General features: G+C 42.6%; 21 protein-coding genes and 2 pseudogenes. 11 read left to right on the forward strand and 12 right to left on the reverse strand.

Annotated elements, in window-relative coordinates; genetic code table 11:
• Positions 1-109: 109 nt before the first annotated feature.
• From AC5RDS_RS02710 to AC5RDS_RS02720, 3 genes and pseudogenes are all read right to left on the reverse strand, one after another.
• Positions 110-676 carry a flavodoxin gene (locus AC5RDS_RS02710; RefSeq protein WP_306450671.1) on the reverse strand — a complete coding sequence of 189 codons (567 nt, stop codon included), beginning with the start codon at positions 674-676 and terminating at the stop codon, positions 110-112.
• 13 nt (positions 677-689) lie between these two features.
• The gene (locus tag AC5RDS_RS02715) at positions 690-1,508 is read right to left on the reverse strand and encodes a carboxymuconolactone decarboxylase family protein (RefSeq protein WP_013613089.1); all 819 of its coding nucleotides are present in this window, start codon (positions 1,506-1,508) and stop codon (positions 690-692) included.
• Positions 1,509-1,532: 24 nt separating this feature from the next.
• Positions 1,533-1,712: pseudogene (locus tag AC5RDS_RS02720) on the reverse strand (putative quinol monooxygenase); the annotation flags it as partial.
• 438 nt (positions 1,713-2,150) lie between these two features.
• Here AC5RDS_RS02720 and AC5RDS_RS02725 point away from each other — a divergent pair.
• The 3 genes and pseudogenes from AC5RDS_RS02725 (at position 2,151) to AC5RDS_RS02735 (ending at position 5,060) form a co-directional block, all read left to right on the forward strand.
• Positions 2,151-2,843, forward strand: a complete 693-nt coding sequence (locus AC5RDS_RS02725; protein ID WP_013613087.1) for an iron-sulfur cluster assembly scaffold protein — start codon at positions 2,151-2,153, stop codon at positions 2,841-2,843.
• Positions 2,844-2,860: 17 nt separating this feature from the next.
• Complete coding sequence (locus AC5RDS_RS02730; RefSeq protein WP_013613086.1) at positions 2,861-3,874, forward strand: GGGtGRT protein; 1,014 nt, start codon at positions 2,861-2,863, stop codon at positions 3,872-3,874.
• Between the two features lie 98 nt (positions 3,875-3,972).
• Positions 3,973-5,060 (forward strand): annotated as a pseudogene (locus AC5RDS_RS02735) (acyltransferase).
• Between the two features lie 129 nt (positions 5,061-5,189).
• On the opposite strand, the gene AC5RDS_RS02740 reads toward AC5RDS_RS02735, so the two are convergent.
• Positions 5,190-5,447 (reverse strand): GlsB/YeaQ/YmgE family stress response membrane protein, encoded by a 258-nt coding sequence (locus AC5RDS_RS02740; RefSeq protein ID WP_041557489.1) that lies wholly within the window; start codon positions 5,445-5,447, stop codon positions 5,190-5,192.
• A 164-nt stretch (positions 5,448-5,611) separates the two neighbouring features.
• Between AC5RDS_RS02740 and AC5RDS_RS02745 the strand changes: the two genes are divergently transcribed.
• Complete coding sequence (locus AC5RDS_RS02745; protein WP_013613084.1) at positions 5,612-6,493, forward strand: DUF3078 domain-containing protein; 882 nt, start codon at positions 5,612-5,614, stop codon at positions 6,491-6,493.
• Positions 6,494-6,545: 52 nt separating this feature from the next.
• Here the strand turns inward: AC5RDS_RS02745 and AC5RDS_RS02750 are convergent, their stop codons facing one another.
• Both AC5RDS_RS02750 and AC5RDS_RS02755 read right to left on the reverse strand, forming a co-directional pair.
• Entirely contained in the window at positions 6,546-7,250 is a 705-nt protein-coding gene (locus tag AC5RDS_RS02750) for a response regulator transcription factor (RefSeq protein WP_195457783.1), read from the reverse strand.
• A 3-nt stretch (positions 7,251-7,253) separates the two neighbouring features.
• Positions 7,254-8,318 carry a sensor histidine kinase gene (locus tag AC5RDS_RS02755; protein WP_041556927.1) on the reverse strand — a complete coding sequence of 355 codons (1,065 nt, stop codon included), beginning with the start codon at positions 8,316-8,318 and terminating at the stop codon, positions 7,254-7,256.
• Between the two features lie 370 nt (positions 8,319-8,688).
• Here AC5RDS_RS02755 and AC5RDS_RS02760 point away from each other — a divergent pair, with 370 nt between their 5' ends.
• From AC5RDS_RS02760 to AC5RDS_RS02790, 7 genes are all read left to right on the forward strand, one after another.
• Entirely contained in the window at positions 8,689-8,910 is a 222-nt protein-coding gene (locus tag AC5RDS_RS02760) for an NVEALA domain-containing protein (RefSeq protein ID WP_013613081.1), read from the forward strand.
• Positions 8,910-9,962, forward strand: a complete 1,053-nt coding sequence (locus AC5RDS_RS02765) for a BF3164 family lipoprotein (protein ID WP_013613080.1) — start codon at positions 8,910-8,912, stop codon at positions 9,960-9,962. The genes AC5RDS_RS02760 and AC5RDS_RS02765 overlap by 1 nt, the downstream gene beginning before the upstream one ends.
• An 86-nt stretch (positions 9,963-10,048) precedes the next feature.
• Entirely contained in the window at positions 10,049-10,324 is a 276-nt protein-coding gene (locus AC5RDS_RS02770; RefSeq protein WP_041556923.1) for a hypothetical protein, read from the forward strand.
• A 119-nt stretch (positions 10,325-10,443) separates the two neighbouring features.
• Positions 10,444-11,544, forward strand: coding sequence for a DUF4934 domain-containing protein (locus AC5RDS_RS02775; RefSeq protein ID WP_013613079.1), 1,101 nt, complete (start codon positions 10,444-10,446; stop codon positions 11,542-11,544).
• Positions 11,545-11,780: 236 nt separating this feature from the next.
• Positions 11,781-12,332 carry a hypothetical protein gene (locus AC5RDS_RS02780; protein ID WP_013613078.1) on the forward strand — a complete coding sequence of 184 codons (552 nt, stop codon included), beginning with the start codon at positions 11,781-11,783 and terminating at the stop codon, positions 12,330-12,332.
• A gap of 70 nt (positions 12,333-12,402) precedes the next feature.
• Positions 12,403-12,657, forward strand: coding sequence for a hypothetical protein (locus tag AC5RDS_RS02785; RefSeq protein ID WP_147347749.1), 255 nt, complete (start codon positions 12,403-12,405; stop codon positions 12,655-12,657).
• Positions 12,658-12,718: 61 nt separating this feature from the next.
• On the forward strand, positions 12,719-13,042 hold the full coding sequence (locus tag AC5RDS_RS02790) for a hypothetical protein (protein ID WP_041556917.1): 324 nt from the start codon (positions 12,719-12,721) through the stop codon (positions 13,040-13,042).
• 231 nt (positions 13,043-13,273) lie between these two features.
• Here AC5RDS_RS02790 and AC5RDS_RS02795 read toward each other — a convergent pair whose 3' ends face one another.
• The 6 genes from AC5RDS_RS02795 to AC5RDS_RS02820 all read right to left on the reverse strand — a co-directional run bounded on the left by AC5RDS_RS02795 (position 13,274) and on the right by AC5RDS_RS02820 (position 20,334).
• Positions 13,274-13,426 (reverse strand): hypothetical protein, encoded by a 153-nt coding sequence (locus AC5RDS_RS02795; RefSeq protein ID WP_167535997.1) that lies wholly within the window; start codon positions 13,424-13,426, stop codon positions 13,274-13,276.
• A gap of 232 nt (positions 13,427-13,658) precedes the next feature.
• Positions 13,659-14,273 carry a cytidylate kinase-like family protein gene (locus tag AC5RDS_RS02800; RefSeq protein WP_013613077.1) on the reverse strand — a complete coding sequence of 205 codons (615 nt, stop codon included), beginning with the start codon at positions 14,271-14,273 and terminating at the stop codon, positions 13,659-13,661.
• 22 nt (positions 14,274-14,295) lie between these two features.
• Positions 14,296-15,672 carry an MATE family efflux transporter gene (locus tag AC5RDS_RS02805; RefSeq protein WP_013613076.1) on the reverse strand — a complete coding sequence of 459 codons (1,377 nt, stop codon included), beginning with the start codon at positions 15,670-15,672 and terminating at the stop codon, positions 14,296-14,298.
• 161 nt (positions 15,673-15,833) lie between these two features.
• Positions 15,834-17,672, reverse strand: coding sequence for a (E)-4-hydroxy-3-methylbut-2-enyl-diphosphate synthase (gene ispG / locus AC5RDS_RS02810; RefSeq protein ID WP_013613075.1), 1,839 nt, complete (start codon positions 17,670-17,672; stop codon positions 15,834-15,836).
• A 10-nt stretch (positions 17,673-17,682) separates the two neighbouring features.
• Positions 17,683-19,611, reverse strand: a complete 1,929-nt coding sequence (locus AC5RDS_RS02815) for an AMP-dependent synthetase/ligase (RefSeq protein WP_013613074.1) — start codon at positions 19,609-19,611, stop codon at positions 17,683-17,685.
• A 39-nt stretch (positions 19,612-19,650) separates the two neighbouring features.
• Positions 19,651-20,334 (reverse strand): SanA/YdcF family protein, encoded by a 684-nt coding sequence (locus AC5RDS_RS02820; RefSeq protein WP_237983006.1) that lies wholly within the window; start codon positions 20,332-20,334, stop codon positions 19,651-19,653.
• Between the last annotated feature and the right edge of the window lie 340 nt (positions 20,335-20,674).

Raw genomic sequence — 20,674 nt, forward strand, 5'->3', positions numbered from 1 at the left:
AAGCCAACTGACCGACAGAAGCGACCGGGTCACCGAACACGAACAAGTACAAAATGCCAGGTCTTTCCGGCAAAGCCAGAAAAAGATCAGCCTTCCCTTCCGGGTTACGCTAATCCTTCGACATTTTACCGATCCATTCACGGATACCGTTCTCGTCCATTCGGTTCAGTAACTTTCCCTCTTTCCAGTTCAGCTCGGGATAAGCCTTTTTCAATGCGCCGACACTGTTGGTAATGCCGCTTCCACCCGATGTAGCGAAAGGAATAAGAGTCTTACCTGCCAGGTGATGAGTTTCAATGAACGTATCGATAATACGTGGAGCAAGATTCCACCAGATCGGATAGCCGATAAAAATCACATCATAATCGGCAATATTCTTTTTCGCTTCCTGAATGGCCGGACGCGACTTCGGATCGTTCATCTCTACCGAACTACGCGACCTTTTGTCATTCCAGTCGAGATCGGCATTTGTATACGATTCGACAGGGGTTATCACATAAAGTTCTCCACCCGTAACCCGGGCTAATTTCTCAGCTGCACGTGCCGTAGTTCCTGTCACCGAGAAATAGGCAACAAGCGGCTTGTTATCCGATTGTTTCATGTTTTGTTTTTCTTGGGCATTCGAGGCAGTCGTCATTCCAACGACCACCAATAATACGAATATAAATTTATACATAGAAAGCCGGTTTTTATTTTTGAATTTTATTATATGCTTCATCGTTTACAGGTTCGAGCCACTCGTTAGAAGAGCCTTCTCCCGGAATCTCGAACGCCAGGTGAGCGAACCAACTGTCGGCTGCTGCCCCATGCCAATGTTTCACGTTAGCGGGAATATGGATCACTGTGCCGGGTAAAATTTCTACGGCCGGTTTACCCTCTTCCTGATACCAACCTCGTCCGGCAACACCGATAAGCATCTGTCCGCCTCCCTTTTTCGCGCGGTGGATATGCCAATTGTTCCGGCAACCCGGCTCGAACGTGACATTGGAAATATAAACCTGTTCACGCGATATAGGTGCAAGATAACTATTGCCGGTGAAATACCGGGCATAGGCCGCATTCGGTTCTCCGATGGGAAAGATCATCTCACGTTGGAAAGCAGCTTTCGCCTCCTCACCGTTCGTATCTTCGGCCCACACTTCCTTGGCAAGCCGGAACGCAGCCCAAGCTTTCGGCCAACCCGCATAAAAACCGATGTGCGTGATAATCTCTGCAATCTCTGTTCGGGTAATGCCGTTGTTCCGGGCCGATTGCAAATGAAACGTCAGCGAACTGTCCGTTATCCCCTGACTGATGAGTGAAGTGATTGTTACCAAACTACGGTCACGCAAGCCGAGTTTGTCCGTACGACTCCAAACTTCGCCGAAAAGAACGTCGTCATTGAGTTCTGCGAATTTGGGAGCGAATGTTCCCAACTGGTCACGCCCCGCTGTTTGTTTGATTTTTTCCTGTGCCATACCGATTGTTGTTAAAATACTGAATACTAAAAATAAATAGATCTTGTTCATAATGGTATTTATTGGATAAAGTTATGTTTCAAGAATAGTTATCCGACAAGGATTTTCCTTTTCACGGACAGCATACATAGTCAATACACCGGGTTCACGACGCAAGGATATTTCACCGACTTCGGCAGCATATTTCAGATACGCATCGAGATATTCCGGCCAAACTTCAATTTTCGACAAGCGCACGATACCGTCCGAAGCCATAGTAATCCTGATAAATTTTACCGGTACACCGCCGACAACCGTATTCACAGCTACATCGCTCGTAACAACAACTCCAGCGCTTACCACTGCATTATTCAATAAAAATTCTACATACAAAAATACTGCGTTGCAAAAAAGTCTTCGTATCTAAATTACAGATTCTTATACCATTTTTCCGTTTTAACCCGTTTTACCATTCAATTGAAGAAGCCACTATTACCGGATTTTACAGATTATCGACCAAAAGTGTCGATTTATGGAACGAGCGCAGGATTTCAATTAAAAAAAATACAATTTCGACACTTTCCTTTGCAAACGTCTGCACAATTATATGTCCTTTGATCTATTTTTTTATTTGCCGCAAAAGGTTATCTTTGTCCGGTTTATGCGCTAAACGAGTGGTGATTAGCAATATATTAATCTATAAAAGCGATAAAAATGGTATATTCACAGGAAGTACAACACATGTGTGTTGTCAAAAAAGGTCCGAACCATGGACCGGCCCCAATTCCTGAAGAAGGCAAATGGGTGAAAGCAAAAGAAATCAAAGACATCTCAGGTTTAACCCACGGTATCGGTTGGTGTGCTCCTCAGCAGGGGACTTGTAAACTGACCCTGAATATCAAAGAAGGGGTAATCGAAGAAGCCTTGGTGGAAACTATCGGTTGTTCAGGAATGACCCACTCGGCAGCTATGGCTGCAGAAATCCTGCCGGGCAAAACGATTCTCGAAGCATTGAATACCGACCTGGTTTGCGATGCGATCAACACAGCTATGCGTGAATTATTCCTGCAAATCGTATATGGACGTTCACAGAGTGCTTTCTCTGAAGGCGGACTGGTGATCGGTGCAGGCCTCGAAGATTTGGGTAAAGGTCTGCGCAGCCAGGTGGGAACCATGTTCTCTACCAAAGCAAAAGGCGTTCGTTACCTGGAACTGGCTGAAGGATATGTAACCCGTTTGGCTCTCGACGAAGACGACGAAGTATGCGGATACGAATTCGTACGCCTCGGCGTTATGATGGACCTGATCAAAAAAGGCACCGACGCTAACGAAGCATTGAAGAAAGCCACTTCAAACTACGGACGTTTCGCCAATGCAGCTAAATATATTGACCCACGTCACGAATAAAACAGGAGGAACACACTATGGCAAAAAGAGAAGTAAAATTTGAAAGTCAGGATCGTCGGATCGCTCAGATCAACAAAGTATTGAACTCCTATGGCATCGCTTCTATCGAAGAAGCCGAAGCAATTTGCGACGCAAAAGGAATCGATCCTTATCTGGAATGTGAACAGACTCAGAATATCTGTTTCGAAAATGCAAAATGGGCCTACGTAGTCGGGGCTGCTATTGCAATCAAGAAAAATTGTATCCATGCGGCCGATGCTGCCGAAGCTATCGGCGAAGGCCTGCAGGCTTTCTGTATTCCCGGATCGGTAGCCGACGACCGCAAAGTAGGCCTGGGCCACGGTAACCTCGCAGCCCGTCTGCTACGCGAAGAAACACAGTGCTTCGCTTTTCTGGCAGGCCACGAATCCTTCGCGGCTGCTGAAGGTGCTATCAAAATCGCTGAAATGGCCAACAAAGTTCGGAAAAATCCGTTGCGGGTGATCCTGAACGGCCTGGGAAAAGATGCTGCTATGATCATCTCCCGGATCAACGGTTTTACTTACGTACAAACCGAATTTGATTACTATACCGGCGAACTGAAAGTTGTTAAAACCAAAGCTTACTCCGACGGCCCCCGGGCAAAAGTAAACTGCTACGGAGCCGACGATGTACGCGAAGGCGTCGCTATCATGTGGAAAGAAGACGTAGATGTTTCCATCACCGGTAACTCTACCAACCCTACCCGTTTCCAACACCCCGTTGCCGGAACTTACAAAAAAGAACGTGTACTGGCCGGTAAACCCTATTTTTCAGTAGCATCAGGCGGAGGTACGGGCCGTACCCTGCATCCCGACAATATGGCTGCAGGCCCTGCTTCCTACGGCATGACCGATACACTCGGACGGATGCACTCGGACGCACAGTTCGCCGGTTCATCTTCCGTACCTGCCCACGTAGAAATGATGGGATTCCTCGGTATGGGTAACAACCCGATGGTAGGAGCGACTGTAGCTGTTGCCGTTTCTGTTGCACAGGCACTGACCAAATAATCGGATCATCGTTATCCAGATACAAAAATCCTGCAGGTCCACTCCCGCAGGATTTTTTATAATTGTTTTAGATTACACACGAACAATAATATAAAAAAATGAAGCGTATAGTTTTTTTGGATTACGTGCGCGTATTCGCATGCTTTTTGGTTATAGTCGTTCATGCCAGTGAAAATTTCTATGGCGCCGCCGGTTCCACCGACATGGCAGGACCACAATCTTTTCTGGCCAATGAGTCCGATCGGTTGTGGGTGTCCATTTACGATGGTTTCTCACGTATGGCTGTTCCGTTATTCATCATCGTCTCCGCCTTTCTTCTTACACCGATGAAAGAAGAGTTGACCTCCTGGCAGTTCTACCGCCAGCGTTGCATCCGTATCCTGCCCCCGTTTCTTCTGTTCATGGTGTTATACAGTACCCTGCCCCTGCTGTGGGGACAAATAGATGCAGAAACATCGGTAAAGGATTTATCTCGAATACTACTCAACTTCCCGACACAGGCCGGACACCTGTGGTTTATGTATCCCCTGATCAGCCTTTATTTATTATTCCCGTCATATCTCCCTGGCTAAAAAAAGCTACAGCCAAAGAAGAACGTTTCTTCATCGGCCTGTTCCTGTTATCGACCTGCATGCCGTATCTCAACCGCTGGTGGGGAGAAGTTTGGGGACAATGTTTCTGGAACGAATTCCACATGCTGTTCTATTTCTCCGGCTTCCTCGGTTACCTGGTCATGGCACATTATATGCACACCCACCTCACCTGGAGCCGCTCCAAACGCCTCAGAACAGGAATCGCTTTGATGATTATCGGAGCAGTGTGGACGATCTACTCGTTTTATATCCAGGCGATACCCGGAGAAAATCTGTCCACTCCTGTTATAGAAATCGGATGGGCTTTCTGTACCATCAACTGTGTGCTCCTTACTACAGGTACCTTCCTGATGTTCAGCTGTATAAACCAGCCGAAGTCCCCGCGGCTCATCACCGAAATATCGAAACTCAGCTACGGCATGTACCTGATGCACATATTTTGGCTCGGCCTATGGGTAACGGTATTCAAGCATAACCTGGCATTTCCTACTGTCGCCGCCATTCCCTGTATTGCAGCAACGACATTTATCTGTTGTTTCGTGACGACAAAGATAATCTCGCTCATACCGGGCAGTAAATGGATTATAGGATAAAAACGCATACTGCCATTTTGAGCAAGGTATCCAATCGGTTACACCTTACGTCACCGATTGGATACAACAAAAAACTACTTCGTACAAAAACAATTTTACCGAAAACCGATAGAAAGATAATCCGGCCGATCACTCACTATGCCTCCGTCCGCTGAAAAGAGACACAATCCATAGCAAAACGATCGCCCCGATCGTAGCCACAACCAGACTGCCGATAATCCCACCGGTCGAATAAATACCCAGCAGACTGAACAACCAGCCCCCCAATACTCCTCCGATTATACCGACAACCAGATTCACGATCAATCCGAAACCTCCGCCTCGCATAATCTTACCGGCCACATATCCGGCCACAATTCCGATAATAATAAACCAAAGAAATGACATAATCCTATTATTTTCTTTGTTATACTCCAATCCGAAAAAATAGTTCATCTTTCCCCGCTAAAAATTTTTCCCTCGTAAACCATTATGAACTTGCCCGACTTATAATCCCGGCGAATCAGAACTTCACCAACCCGATTTCCGTAAACTTCCAAAAAAACAAAAAAATGATACGTAGCGGAATTTACACATTAGGAATCATCGTATTAACCGGAATCTTAGTACCGGCATACGCACAACCCGGGACGGACACCACCTGGAAAAGGGGTGGAAACATCGGGATAAACTTAAGCCAAGTCAGCCTGAGCCAATGGGCTGCCGGAGGTGATAACGCAGTAGGATTCAACCTGCAATTCAACTACTTTGCCAACTATAAAAAGGCGAAACACCTCTGGAACAATCGTCTGGAACTCGACTACGGTCTGAATAAAACCAAATCGGACGGCACCAAAAAAACAAACGACAAAATCTACCTGTCTTCCACCTATGGATACGAAATAGCGAAAAACTGGTATGCCAGTGGATTGATGACCTTCCAGACCCAATTTGCTAAAGGATACGACTACAACGTCGACCCGGACGTGTTTATCTCGCGTTTTATGTCTCCGGGATACCTCCTGATCGGTGCCGGTTTCACCTGGACCCCCAAAAGCTGGTTTACAGCGACCTTCACTCCAGCCACCTGGAGAGGAACTTTCGTCAGCAGTAAAATCCTTTCCGACCAGGGAGATTTCGGAGTTACCCCGGGTAAACACCTCTTTTCCGAATTCGGTGCTAACTTACGCATGGAAGCCAAATACGAATTCCTGAAAAACATGACCGTGTTCTCCCGGCTCAATCTTTACAGTAACTACCTGAAAGACCCCCAGAACGTCGATATCAGCTGGGATGTACAACTCAACATGGCTATCAATCAATGGTTCTCCTGCAACATCACCACCAATATGATCTACGACAACGACACCAAAATCTTACAAAAAGACGGAACCAAAGGCCCCCGTCTGCAATTCAAAGAAGCTCTGGCCGTCGGTTTTCAGGTTACTTTCTAAAATTCCGGGACAGCCAAATCTGTCCCTAAATTATTTTCACACAATATGGTGATCAGAGAGTCCAAATATTGGTTAGGGCATATCCGCTCCAACGTCTGTTTATAATTTGTAATGACCCGTCCTCAGATAATACTTTCCGAAGATTAGTTACCAGGTTTTTCAGTGCACACCGTTTCCCTTCATTAGCCATTCCCTTTCCCCAAACCCCTTCACACAAATCCACCGAACTCATATTTTCATTTATAAAACGGCACAAAATTGCCAGTAATTTAGCCTCGTTCAATTTTAAAATTTCTTTATGGTCTCCGATCATCAAAACACCAGAAGTGATATGAAAAGTCGTAAGTTCGGAAAGTTTGCAAATCTCATTTCTTTGCTGTTGTTTCAATGCCCGTTTATAAAGTGCTTTCAATCGATTGACCAACTCTTCGGGCTGGCAACTCTTACTGATAAAATCTTCGGCTCCGACACTGAAAGCATCTTCCAGGCGTTCAGACTCATACAATGAAGAATAGAACACAATGGGCACCCATTCGTCAATACGTTTCAATTCACAGATCAAGTCCCATCCATTTTTTCCCGGCATATCTATATCCAACAAAACCATATCCGGTTTTATCTGTTGAAATATCTCCCGGGTCTGGTATCCATCCTCTGCAATTACGACAGAGAAACCGTTTTCCTCCAATAACATCCGGATAGAAACTGCCCAATCCGGATCGTCTTCGGCATACAAAAGTCGAATAATATCTTCCATCATCTATGCTTTAATACGAATCACAAAATTACACCCTTTACCCCAATCGCTTTCCACCCATACTCTCCCTCCATGTGCCCGGGCAATCATCATGACATAACTCAGTCCCAAACCATATCCTTTCACTTTCCGGTTTTCTCCTTTGACAATTCGATAATTCCTTTTAAACACATTCTTCAGTTCCGACTTATCAATCCCTCGTCCATTGTCTTTGACCGAAATCTCTACATATCGTCCTATCCTTCTGCAAGTGATATCAATCTGTACCCGATCATCGGAATATTTCCATGCATTCTCCAACAGATTCCAAATAGCTCTCGACAAATGATATGCATCTGCCCGGATCAATGTATTCTCCATCTGCATACTCACCTGAAGCTTTATCTCTTTCTCTCCTGTCACCGATCTTTGCCAATCTTCAGTCAACTGTTGTATAAAAGTACTGATCTCCAATTCTTTCATTTCTACATGTAAACCTTTATAATCAATAGAATCTTGTAACAGTTTGTCGATAGAATCCAGCAACTTTCCGGTTTTTGTCTGAGCTAAGGTATATAATTCCTGTTGTTGAGGGGAAAACGGAGCCACTGATTCTTTCTGAATCAGATAAAGTTTCATTTTCAAATCATTGATAGGAGATTTCAAATCATGATTAAGTGCCTGCACAAAAAGCTCTAAATTCTCCATTCGCTTTTTATTCTGACGGATTATCCGGAATAACATAAAAATACAACTTCCTAAAAGGAATATTCCTCCCCAAACCATGATCATATATCTCCATTCCAATATAAAAAAATATTTCCATGGAAATGTATAGTATACCGTCAGTCGGTGTCCGTCCAAAAAGCCCATAGGAACAGAATAGCTGTCGTCCAATAAATTTTCACCATTCACAACCCCGTAATAATCTAATCGTTTACCTGTACTGTCAGTCAATACAAGCGTAAAAGGCATCCTCTCGTATTCAAACTTTTGTTGTAAAATACCAGCTAATCGTTTCAAATTCCAACGCTGAGGATCACGTATATCATAAAGTGCCTGAACTACATTAGACTCAATGTCAATCATTGTATCAACTTTACAGGAATTTATAATACCACCCCTCGTAATAATTATGGTCGACTTATCTTTGGCAGAAACAAGCTCTTTCCCTAACTGAGGGCAAATGACATTAGATTCCCGTATAGACTCAATAAAAGAAGATTCAAATTTACCAGAAAAAACTTGGTATTGCTTTTGGTAGGAACTTATCACAATAATAACTATCATTAAAATAATCAACGTAATAGCCACCAAAGTTATCCATCGACTTACATTTAATTCTGTCCTCCTTCTGACTACCATTATACAAATCTTATACAATTCTTCAGCTACAAAACTAAACATATATTAATTTAGCTCATAACTTTGGACTTGAATTTAACACATAAACCTACATATGAAACAAAAAATAATTACAATATTCATTCTTTGCATGTGTATTTTAGGTTTAACTATAACACAATCCATAAATATAAATGAAGCTTCAATTTCAACAAAAAATATTGAAGCTTTGGCAAGCTCAGAGTCCATCAATTTTGAATGTAAGACAGCAGGCGGCATTTGTTGGAAAAATAATTTACCAACTTACGGTATCCATTTTGAAGTTCCTGAAAAATAATGAAAAAAACGATACAGACCATATTATTGGGTTTCCAGTTAATCAGCTTTAGCTGTTCGGTATCTGATCCCTTGGATTCGGAATCTGTTTCCATTAATACAGACCAGGCAATTACTCTTAAAACAGTTCAAGTCAGTAATCTGAAAGATCAGGGAATATACCAAGTTTCCGGTATTATAAAACAAGGTGATCAGCTTATTATAGGCGATCGGATTGGTTTACGCCACGCGGTAAACATTGATCTGCGATCCCAAGCGCAGAAAAATTTGTTTCCGCGTGGTCGAAGCCACAATGCAGCAGTAGCTGTTACTTCGCTATCTACCAATAGCGATTCAGAAATTACTGCTTTTGACTTCCGTCAAGGCAAACTATTGATCACTCCGACAGCCAATACCCCCCAACCCCGTTCCACTGCTTCCTCTTTCATACAACTCCCAACAGAGCAACAGCATATATCAGCTATAAAAGCAGGTCCATTTGTTATTGCAACAGGAATATATGAAGAAGGACGATATTTATTATACTCACCGGAAGAAAACAAGGCTGCCTACTTTCTTACCTATCCCGATCATCCGTCTTATCCGAATATTCAGGAAAAGACCAAAGGAGTATTGTATGCCAGTACGGTTTTAAAAGCACGTCCCGATAATCAAGCTTTCGTTTGTGCAGATATGTACAGTGGGATTATCGACATCTGCCGTATCGAAAGCAATCAAATCGAACGTATTCAACAACATTGCTTTCATTACCCTAAAGTAAATATCAAAGAAGGAAGCAGATTTCCCGATGTCGCTTATTCACAGAATAATTATTTCGGTTTTTCAGATATAGCTGTTTCGCAGGATCGTATCTATGCCATCTATTCCGGAAAAACATATAAAGAAAGTGGAAAAAATTTCCAGCACTGCCAAACTTTATTGGTATTCGACTGGGACGGAAATTTATTGAGCAATTTTAAACTGGAGGAACCTGTCACCCATATTACTTATGACACAAAAGAAAAAAAGATTTACGTTTCAAACACTTCTTTATTCCAATTGAAGAACCTATAAATATTTAACGCGATCATCAATGATCCATTTATTATACAGGATTGCATATTTAGTCAATATAGTTTTTTTAATCTAAAACAGAAAATATGAAAAGAAAATTAATTTTAGGAAGTTGTGTATGCATTGTAATAACAATTTTCAATTTTGCAAATATGCTAAATGTTGATGACTTAAAATTAGAACTTCTATTCGATAAAATAGAAGCCTTAGCCGCTGGAGAGACTTTGCCTCCTATTGATGTTATTTGCTCAAATGCTGGTTGGGGTAGATGTTGGGCCATAGATAAATACGGATCACTTCCCACAAGCTTCAAATGCTATTTTACAGGAGACCAATCACATCTTTGTCCAAAACCCTTTTAATTAACAAACTAAAACTTAAAGAAAGTATGTCAAATATTAAAATCAAGCTCAAATAGAAATAAAAAGAGAATAGAATAACATTTTGACATACTCTCTTTTGATAATAAAAACAAATTTTAATGAAATATCTATTTCTACTTATTATATTTATTATAATATTTTCCAGCTGTCAACCAACAATCAATGAAAAAAGTATTTCAGTAGATATCGGTAAAATTTCTTCCTTACCTCCTGAAACACTTTTTACTTCAGCGAGAATAATTCCACTTGAAACGACAGATTCTTCCTTAATGGCCCAGATAGACAAGGTGCTCGTGCATAAAAAAACAATCTACCTACTGGATGCAAGACAAAATATAGTATTTGTTTTCAACGACAACGGAAATTTTCTATTTAAAATAAATCAAAAAGGAAGAGGACCGGAAGAATACAATTTTCTTAACGACATCAATATAAATCCCTATGAGCAAACCCTTGAACTATTGGATCCCATGGGAAATTTATTAACGTTCGATACGACAGGAAAATTTATTGCAAAAGTTTCTCTTCCGAAAGAGATTCCCGCCTATCACAAATTTGGATATATCGATCGGGAACATATTGCTTTCTGTTGCGAACACAATGAAAACATCCTGAGTATTTATTCCAGAACATCCGGAAAAATTACAGGCAAATACATTAAAAATAAGAAAAACTGTGCTATCGGACTGCCTTCTTTTTACACCTATAACGACACAACTTACCTCTCCAGATTTCTTTTCGACCAAGTATATTGTGTAAGTAAAGAAGGCCCCAAAATTGCATACGAATGGTTCATTCCCGGCCATGACTACGATCCACTCAAAACGATACCGGACTATGACAGGAATAACTTTCAGGAATTCAAAGAAGTTGTAGACAATCTACCTTGTACATATTACAAAAATTGGCAAAATCAAGATTATCTGTATACTGTCATTCAGATAAAAGGAAAAGAAGACTGTATCAATATTTTCTATGAAAAACCGACAGGTAAAAGTACGGTATTCGATAAATTAGAAAAAGAGATTTCCTTTGTAGCCGATTATATGGATGACAGTACGGCTATTGGCATTATCCAGAGTTCCGAGATGGCTAATTATCAAAATCTTAATATCCTGGATACTTTTAGTCGGGAAATAATAAAACACTACGATGATGTAACCTCTAATCCATATTTGATAGAATATATATTCAAATAATAGATAAGGTAGTTATGTACATTTACCCATTAAACCACTTAACTAATTCAAAGTAAAAGGATCAGATGCATTTTACAAACACTGGTAATCCGCTATTAATCTACAATATATACTCCTTCTTACAGCTGTATATCAGCAGATTGAATAAAAACATAAAGTCTGAAAAATCAAAAACATTTACAGGCTTATTTCAATAAATATACTCATTAATTTAATAGTACATCTCAAAAATAATTATGAAATTAAAATATGCAATCATTGCGACTATTATTTTTAATTTAGTGCTCATATCTATATTTCTATGCCGACAATACAAGGAATATCATAATAGAAAACATGATTATATACGTATTATTGAAGCAAGTAAAGCAAAAATTATAAAAGAAATAGAAAATACAAATTTTTATTCGGACACAGATCCCCAAATAGATAAATCCGCAAAAAATGTGTTAGTTTTTCATTTCTCGATGCAAGCTTGCCAACCTTGTCTTGAGGGGATACGGGAAATCATAAAATCGGAATTCCCCGATTATGCAAAAAATAAAAATATTATATTTTTTTCAAATGACATAGAAAATAGATTAAGAAAAAACTTCTTAGGAAAACAAATTATCTCTTCATTGAAAAAAGAAGATAAACTTCCAATAAATAAATATGCTACCCCATTATTATTCACAACAGATTCAAACAATATTATACAAAATGTATTCATTCCAGATAAAGACAATATAGAATCGCTAAGAAACTATTTAAAAAGAATGAAAATAATTTTTAGCAATAATAGATAATCTGATTAAATCGTAGACTATATACCAAAGAAACAAGATATGGCATTTGATTACTATAGATTTGAACATTTTGCAGAAAAAAGAGCTGAGAGTAGCTAAAATCGAAACTTATTTTCAAAATGATATCGATTATTGGATGTCACCCGATTATTCCTATCTTGTAGATAATGCTTTGATTTATAGCATACTTCCTTCAAAAGTTGTAGATAATAGTTCAAGTTCAAATACATTAATTTCAAACTATAATAAAACAGTAATAGAGAAATTAATCAGTCAGACTAAAATAGACGATAATCCAATCATTATGTTATGCCATCTAAAATAATCTAAATGAAAAACATTTTTTATATTCTATTTATTGCTTTTTATATCAATGTACTAATAATGTGGACTTTTATAATCAAGCATTACAGAAGAGTACTTTTAATCTAGATTCAACAGAAATAATTATATTAGTTCCAGGCTCAGGATGCTCAGGTTGTATAACTAAAGCAGAACATTTTATTGCCAAATATTTCAATAAGCTCAATAAGGTGAAATTTATATTAACAAATATTCAATCATATAAAATATTAAGATTAAAACTTGGAGAAGAAGCATTTCATTCACCTCTTCTGTACCTTGATAAAAATAATGTTTGGTATAATACAAAAAATGAAAATAATATTTATCCTCAAGTATTATTTATAAACAATAAAAAAAATAATTGAAATAATAGAAATTTCACCATACAGCAAATTAAATTTAGAAAAAATCAGACAAAAATACAATAAATCCATCCCAGTATCCTAATTTATAGAAGCAGTTATATACCATTTACGCCTACAAACGTAGTTTTATTTCGTTACCGATTCGCCTGCAGAGATCGGTTTTGGTAATCTAGTCGCTTTAGTCGGTCGGCTGTCTTTATCTCTCCCTGACCGACACAACTTTTCAAGGAGCTACCGCCATTCCATCCGTACCCCACCTCCCGTCCGCCACCAGCAACCACACAAAATCCATCCGTCCCCGTACAGGACGATATGAATGGACGCTTCGCCTCTCTTGGGAAAACCGAAGCCATGTCGGGGTGAAGGAGATGACTTATTACACAAACTCCCGACAGGTATACAGCGTTTCGAGGATCTTCGCTCAGAGAAGGGTTATATGCAGACAAAAGGGAATTCTCCGATTCCTGTGTCACCCGTAATGAAAGGCAACGTACCAGCCTGTACTTAAGATCATTTCGTTACTGATTCGTTTGCGACGACCGGTTTTTCCGACCGGGGCTGACGGTATAGATCCAGGAATCGGAATAGAAAGAAAAAATATCCGCTTATACCGCTTTCACCGTTTACTCACAAACTCCCGGATAAAGGCGGTCGTTTCGTCGATACCGTAAACGGAAGAACTGATACACAGGTCGTATGACTCGGCAGCTCCCCAGATTTTGTCGGTATAGTAATTATAATAAGAAGCCCGGGATTTATCTGCTTTCCGGATATATTCCTCGGCTTCTTTCTCTTCGATATGAGCATACTCGACAGCCCGCCGGATCCGGTCCTCCATACGGGCACTGATAAAAACACTTATGCAATTTTCATTATCCCGCAAAATATAGTCTGCACAACGGCCAACCAGGATACACGACTGTTCGGCAGCCACTTTACGGATCACATCCGACTGAATCTGAAACAACGATTCGTTCGACAGGTAATCGTTACTTTGAAAAATGGCGTTATTCATCGAAAAACCCATAGCTAAAGCTTTCAGCAGGCTACCGGAATTCCGTTCGTCCGCTTTCTCGAAAAATTCACCGCATATGCCGCTTTCTTTCGAAGCCAGGTTGATCAATTCTTTATCGTAAAACGCAATACCCAATTGTTCAGCCAGCTTCTTACCGACATAGCGGCCACCGCTACCGTACTGTCTTCCGATGGTGATGATTATTTTCTTTTCCATAAATATCAGTTTACAAACTCTATTACAAAGCTACCGAATCTTTTGCATTATTCAATCCCCCGGTCTTGAATTTCTTCAATTGCCAGCCCAACATCAACCCGGTTGTAATCGAAGCGATAAAATCCGCTACCGGAATACTTCCCCAAACGCCGTCGGTACCCCAATAATGCGGCAGGATAAGAAGACAGGGCAATAAAAAGATCAATTGGCGGGTTAAAGACAGGAAAATCGCTTTTCCGGCCATCCCGATCGACTGGAAAAAACTCGAGGATACCATCTGGAAACCGACCAAAGGGAAAAACAAAAGAATCAGGCGCATCCCATGTTCGGCAATATCGATCAAATCGGAATCACCGGTAAACATCCGGATAATCGTCCGTGGAAAAATCTGACAGATCAAAAATCCCAGAGTGGTCACGGTAATGGCACATAAGGTCGTATATTTCAATACCTGAATCATCCGGGACAGCTGCCGGGCACCGAAATTATATCCGGCAATAGGTTGCATCCCCTGATTAAATCCCATAACGATCATGATGAACAAAAACACAATACGGTTGACGATCCCATAAGCTCCGATATACATATCTCCCCCGAAATCTTTCAATCCATTATTGATCAGCAAAACGATCAGACAACTACAAAGATTCATCAGGAAAGGCGACAACCCGATAGCCAGCATTCCTCCGACAATATGCCATCTGACCTTGAAAATTCCTTTTTGAAAACGAATAAAACTTTTCGGACTGGAAAAATGGTACAACACCCCGAGCAAAGCCAAAAACTGGGCACAGATCGTCCCCAGGGCAGCTCCCTTGATTCCCATATCCAAAACAAAAATGAAAAGTGCATTCAGCACTCCGTTGATCAAGACGGCAAACAACGTCGCCATCATCGCTCTTTGCGGGTAACCCGAAGCCCTCATCACCTCATTGAGCCCCATATAAATATGAGTAATGAGGTTACCATAAAGGATTACCTTCATATAATCGCGGGCATACGGCAAAGTGTCCGCACTGGCCCCGAAAAAATAAAGGATCGGATCCAGAAAAATCAGGCATACCGTCATAAACAAAAAACCGATCACGGTATTCAGCAAAAGTACATTCCCGAGCACCGCCTCGGCACTTTTCAAATCCTTTTGTCCCATCTTCACAGACACCAGTGTAGAAGCTCCTACTCCCACCAGAGAGCCGAAAGCCGCCGCCAGATTAATAAAAGGGAAAGTCACGGCCAAACCGGCAATTCCCAATGCCCCCACCCCGTGTCCGATAAAAATACTGTCCATCATATTATACAACGAAGCAGCGGTCATTGCTACGATCGCCGGGACAGCATAACGCATCAATAATTTCTTAATATCCTCTGTTCCTAAAGACAGAGGCGATTGTTCCGACATAAAATAAATTTTAAAATTAAACACTCATGCCACCCACCTCCTACTAAAAGTCTTTTTTTTACTTTCTACCTTTCTCCCCGCCTTTACCCTCTCCCTTTCCAGCTTTTACCCTTTAGTTTCTACTCTTCAGCCTTTAGCTTTTAACCTTTAGCCTTTAACTTTTAGCTTCTACCCTCTATCATCTCCCTCAACGCCCCGATCGCCTCCTCTTCCGGGACGGCAGTACGCACCATTTTCCGGCCTTTATACAGGTTTACCTTTCCATTCCCTGCACCGACATAGCCATAATCGGCATCTCCCATCTCTCCGGGTCCGTTGACCACACAACCCATGACAGCGATTTTCAGCGTATTCAGATGTCCGAACGCTGCTTTCACCTTAGCCACCGCACCCTGCAAATCGAACAATGTCCTTCCACACCCCGGACAACTGATAAATTCTGCCTTATACCGACGCACTCCGGCAGACTGTAAAATATTCCGGCTCAATTCCAAAGGGAAAGTCAGGTCCTCTATTTCCGGTGTTTCGATCCAAAGACCACCGGCAAGACGGTCGAGAAAAAAACCGCCCAATTGTGAAGCCGCCACAAGACGGATTCGTTCTTTCTCCTTCCCCGGCACGACAGCCCGGATAATCGCCGGATTAGTCAGGCCGGCCTCCTGTATCCGGCGGAATATTTCCCGGTAAAGGCGATATTCGACAGGCAGTGCCAAAACCAACACCGCTTTCCCATCCTGCCGCAACCGGCCGGTTAAATCGGCATCCAGTTCTTCGGACCGGCAGATCTGCACCAATCTGTACTTGCTATCGATCGTCTGTTCCCCCTTTTTATATGCTCCGACACTGCATAACGGAGAAGCATTCCGGTTATAGACATGAGCCATATCCAGAATCTCCAGAGGTACGATAACCCCTGTATCCGGGGGTAATTTAGTCAATTCCGGTCCCAATGTCCCGGTATAAATCCATTCCGGTGCTTTTATACCGGCATGCAAACGGTCACCATATACCGGATCATTGACCTCACTTACGGTAAAACCGATCCGGTTCATCACCTGTTCGTCCAATACGGTTACTCCCGTCAATCCGGCCACGATACAAGGTTTCGAACACTCTCCTTTCAATGGGGTCCACCCTTTCAGATACTCCGGTTCGGAACAGATCCGGGCCAATTCGCAAGCCACAGGAATCTCGGCTTCGGGTTCCTCGGTCAGGGACACCCGGATCGTATCCCCGATTCCTTCATTCAACAGGGTTCCGATCCCCACTGCCGAACGGATACGTCCGTCTTCACCCTCACCGGCTTCCGTAACTCCCAAATGCAAAGGATAACACATTCCCTCAGCCTCCATTTTCTCCACCAGTAAACGTACGGCATCCACCATAGTCCGGCAATCGCTCGATTTCAGCGAAATCACCACATCTTTAAAGTCACAAGCCTGACACACCCGCAAATACTCCATCGTAGCCTCCACCATTCCCGCCGGGGTATCTCCATAGCGGCTCATAATACGATCGGACAACGAACCATGATTCGTACCGATGCGGACAGCCGTTCCATATTGCCGGCAAACCTCCAGAAACTCCGTAAATTTCTGCCGCAGGATTTCCAATTCAGCTGCATACTCCTCATCGGTATAGGTCAGCTTCTTAAAAGTGGCCCGTTTATCCGCAAAATTTCCCGGATTTATCCTCACCTTTTCCACATAACGGGCGGCAACCGAAGCAGCCTCAGCAACAAAATGAATATCCGCAGAAATCGGAGTCGTATATCCCCGTTCACGCAAACGACGGTGTATTTCCCCGAGCATCTCCGCTTCCTTCACTCCCGGAGCAGTAATCCTCACCAGCCGGCCACCGGCCTCGATAATCCGGATCGCCTGTTCGACACAAGCATCCACCTCCCGGGTCGACGTATTCAGCATCGATTGAACCAGCACCGGTTCTTCCGATGAAAGAACCACATTTCCTATTCGAACAGCAGTTGTTTTCCTTCGCATAATTTTCTTATTAGATCTTCCACGTGATCATACTCTTCATATTCTTCGTATTCCGGGGATTCCGGATATCCTTTCCCTCAGGGGTATAAAGAAAATCCAATTCTTCCCGGAAAACTTCGTACACCTTGTGCCGCACCACCTTCGAAGTTGAATTGACCGTTCCGTTCTGTGCCGTCAGAGGTTCCGGCAAGATCCCGACAACAGCAGGTAACCAGCGTTCAGGAAACATCCCTTCATACATGCCACCCTTACGGAATTTCATCAGTTCCTCATTCAATTTCGTCAGCATCAGCTTACAAGCTTCAACCGTTCCGGGTTCTTCTTCCCGTTGTTTTACATATTCGGTCAGAGCTGTTTTATTCGGAACGATCAGGCCGGCCGTATAAGGCGACTGATTATTGTACAACACACAATAATCGATATAGGGGGATAATTCGGCAATAGCTTCTTCGATTCCTTCGGGGCTATATTTTTCCCCGTCGCCGGCAATCAGCAGTGATTTAAAACGTCCCGATACAAACAACGACCCGTCTTCACCGAGATAACCCCTGTCTCCGGTATACAACCAGCCGTCGCGGATCGTCCCGGCCGTAGACTTCTCATTCTTCCAATATCCTTTCATCACATTCTTCCCCCGGATGACGATCTCTCCCTTTTCCCCTTTCTTCACTTCTGTCCCTGTTTCGTCACAAATCTTCAATTCCAAAGGTTTCACTACCTGTCCCGAAGACCCGAAACGGTAACGTTGCGGACAATTGGAACTAATCACCGGAGAAGCTTCGGACAATCCGTACCCTTGCAACATCGGGATACCCAGGGTACAGTAGTATCTTTGCAATTCCGTATCCAGTAAAGCCCCACCCCCGACAAAAAATTGCAGGTTACCGCCAAAAATTTTCCGGATCTTCGAAAATACCAGTATATCCATCAGCTTCACCACAGGCCACAGTAGCATACGTCCGCCTTTCCCCCGGAAATTTCCCTGACCATGATAGTAATATCCCCATTTCAGTCCCAGTCCGTAAAGTTTCCGGATCAGCCATCCCCGTTGCCGGATACCCGTCTCGATACTCCGCCGGAAATTCTTGGCCAAAGCAGGAACGCTCAGCAACACATGCGGCTTTATCTCTTTCATATTCAACGGAATATTACGCAGATATTCCATCGGTGACTTACCGAAATCGACGGCTGCCAACGAAGCCCCGTTATACATAAACGAATAAATCCCGACGGTATGTGCAAAACTATGATCCCAAGGTAAAAAAAGCAAAATCCGGAAATATTCCGGAATACGGATCAGGGAATCGGATTGCAACACGTTACTCACATAATTCTCATGGGTAAGCATAATTCCTTTCGGCTCGGCCGTCGTTCCCGAGGTATATGAAATATTGGCCAGATCGGCCCCACTAACTGTTACGGCCTGTTTTTCCAACATTCCAGGGTACTCTGTCACCCAACGTTTTCCTTCATCTTTCAGACGTTCGAAAGAATTATATTTTCCTTCCTCAGCCGAAGAATAACGGATGACATAAATCTTTTCGATTTCGGGAAGTTCAGCTTCTATCCGCCGCAAAGTCGCTACATAATAATCCGATACGATCAGGAAACGGGCCCCGGAATGGCGGACACGAAATATCAATTCTTTATCCGTGAGTTTAATACTCAGGGGAACATTCACACCACCGGCATATAAAATACCCAATTCGGCGAACACCCAATCGTTACATCCCTCACTCAGCAAAGCAACGCGATCGCCCTTCTGCAAGCCTCCGGCCAGCAAACCGGCCGCCACATCACCCACTTCCCGGCGAGTTTGCCGATAGGTCACCGACCGATACCCCCCTTCACGCTTTTCCCACAAATAAGCATTTTCCGGAAACTTCAGGCAACTCCGTTCCAGCAAATCGATCAATGTATGCAACTCCCCGTTCTTCATGGGGACAAAGATACAAAAACGTGCGTTCAAGGACAAACTTCAGGGAATAATCTCCCGTTTTCCCAAATGACGGGGACCTTTATGGACAACGATGTCGATAAAAACTTTCACCCGGGCCAATAATTCCCGGACCCGGGTCTTAACACCACTATAGACATCGACATCTTTCGCATTAAAACCGACGGCTTCGATTCCATTCCGCCCGGCAATATACAGGGCTCTCTCGTTATGAAACCGTTGGGAGATGATAGTAAACCGATCCTGTCCGAACACTTTTTTAGCCCTGATCACCGAATCGAGTGTACGTATCCCGGCAAAATCCATTACGATCACGCTATCCGGGATTCCATGGGCGATCAACGCTTTCCGCATCTCAACCGGTTCGTTATAATTCATGCGGCGATTATCTCCACTGACCAATATCCGGCTGATCTTACCGGCCTGAAAGAGTTCCACAGCAGCCGTGATCCGGTAATTGAAATAAAGATTCGGCCGACCACCCCGCAACTTCGGAGAAGTTCCCAACAACAACCCCACCCGATTTTCGGGAATTGTTTCTACCTGATCATACAAACAACTTTCAGTATTATGAATGATAATCCGATTACACAACAGAATCGTACCCAACAATAAGATAAGCCCAAATAATAAAAAGCGGACACAATATTTTATCCATTTCCTGCCTGTCTGTCTTTTTCTCCATATCAATATATATTTTTGCATACTCTGTCACTCACTTAGTATGAAATAACAAATATAAATAAAGAATTCATCTCATCAAATAGCCGAAGAATTTATACCGACTATCACTCAAAAGAGAGTTAATTCGTAATTATAAAAATAATCAAAAAACATGTATAAATTTTGATGTTTATACACATGTTTCCCCTAAATGTAGGTTTATTTTTTCTTTCTATTCCGATTCCGGGTTTTGTGCCGTCAGACCGGTTCGCCTGGAACGGTCCGCTAAGGCTTTCCTTCACTGACCGGCGGAACTCCTCACTGCGTTCGTCAGACACCACCGGTCGGGCGTTCGGAAACCCTAACCGGACCCTTGTTCCCG

The organism is Odoribacter sp. (assembly GCF_985060555.1).

Excerpts from the sequence above, each read along its gene's own strand:
- AC5RDS_RS02750 (WP_195457783.1), bottom strand. The coding sequence starts at position 7,250 with ATGGAAGATATTATTCGACTTTTGTATGCCGAAGACGATCCGGATTGG.
- AC5RDS_RS02755 (WP_041556927.1), bottom strand. The coding sequence starts at position 8,318 with ATGATTGACATTGAGTCTAATGTAGTTCAGGCACTTTATGATATACGT.
- ispG (WP_013613075.1), bottom strand. The coding sequence starts at position 17,672 with ATGCGAAGGAAAACAACTGCTGTTCGAATAGGAAATGTGGTTCTTTCA.
- AC5RDS_RS02725 (WP_013613087.1), top strand. The coding sequence starts at position 2,151 with ATGGTATATTCACAGGAAGTACAACACATGTGTGTTGTCAAAAAAGGT.
- AC5RDS_RS02740 (WP_041557489.1), bottom strand. The coding sequence starts at position 5,447 with ATGTCATTTCTTTGGTTTATTATTATCGGAATTGTGGCCGGATATGTG.
- AC5RDS_RS02765 (WP_013613080.1), top strand. The coding sequence starts at position 8,910 with ATGAAAAAAACGATACAGACCATATTATTGGGTTTCCAGTTAATCAGC.
- AC5RDS_RS02775 (WP_013613079.1), top strand. The coding sequence starts at position 10,444 with ATGAAATATCTATTTCTACTTATTATATTTATTATAATATTTTCCAGC.
- AC5RDS_RS02800 (WP_013613077.1), bottom strand. The coding sequence starts at position 14,273 with ATGGAAAAGAAAATAATCATCACCATCGGAAGACAGTACGGTAGCGGT.
- AC5RDS_RS02745 (WP_013613084.1), top strand. The coding sequence starts at position 5,612 with ATGATACGTAGCGGAATTTACACATTAGGAATCATCGTATTAACCGGA.
- AC5RDS_RS02710 (WP_306450671.1), bottom strand. The coding sequence starts at position 676 with ATGTATAAATTTATATTCGTATTATTGGTGGTCGTTGGAATGACGACT.
- AC5RDS_RS02815 (WP_013613074.1), bottom strand. The coding sequence starts at position 19,611 with ATGAAGAACGGGGAGTTGCATACATTGATCGATTTGCTGGAACGGAGT.
- AC5RDS_RS02770 (WP_041556923.1), top strand. The coding sequence starts at position 10,049 with ATGAAAAGAAAATTAATTTTAGGAAGTTGTGTATGCATTGTAATAACA.
- AC5RDS_RS02805 (WP_013613076.1), bottom strand. The coding sequence starts at position 15,672 with ATGTCGGAACAATCGCCTCTGTCTTTAGGAACAGAGGATATTAAGAAA.
- AC5RDS_RS02780 (WP_013613078.1), top strand. The coding sequence starts at position 11,781 with ATGAAATTAAAATATGCAATCATTGCGACTATTATTTTTAATTTAGTG.
- AC5RDS_RS02730 (WP_013613086.1), top strand. The coding sequence starts at position 2,861 with ATGGCAAAAAGAGAAGTAAAATTTGAAAGTCAGGATCGTCGGATCGCT.
- AC5RDS_RS02820 (WP_237983006.1), bottom strand. The coding sequence starts at position 20,334 with ATGCAAAAATATATATTGATATGGAGAAAAAGACAGACAGGCAGGAAA.
- AC5RDS_RS02760 (WP_013613081.1), top strand. The coding sequence starts at position 8,689 with ATGAAACAAAAAATAATTACAATATTCATTCTTTGCATGTGTATTTTA.
- AC5RDS_RS02715 (WP_013613089.1), bottom strand. The coding sequence starts at position 1,508 with ATGAACAAGATCTATTTATTTTTAGTATTCAGTATTTTAACAACAATC.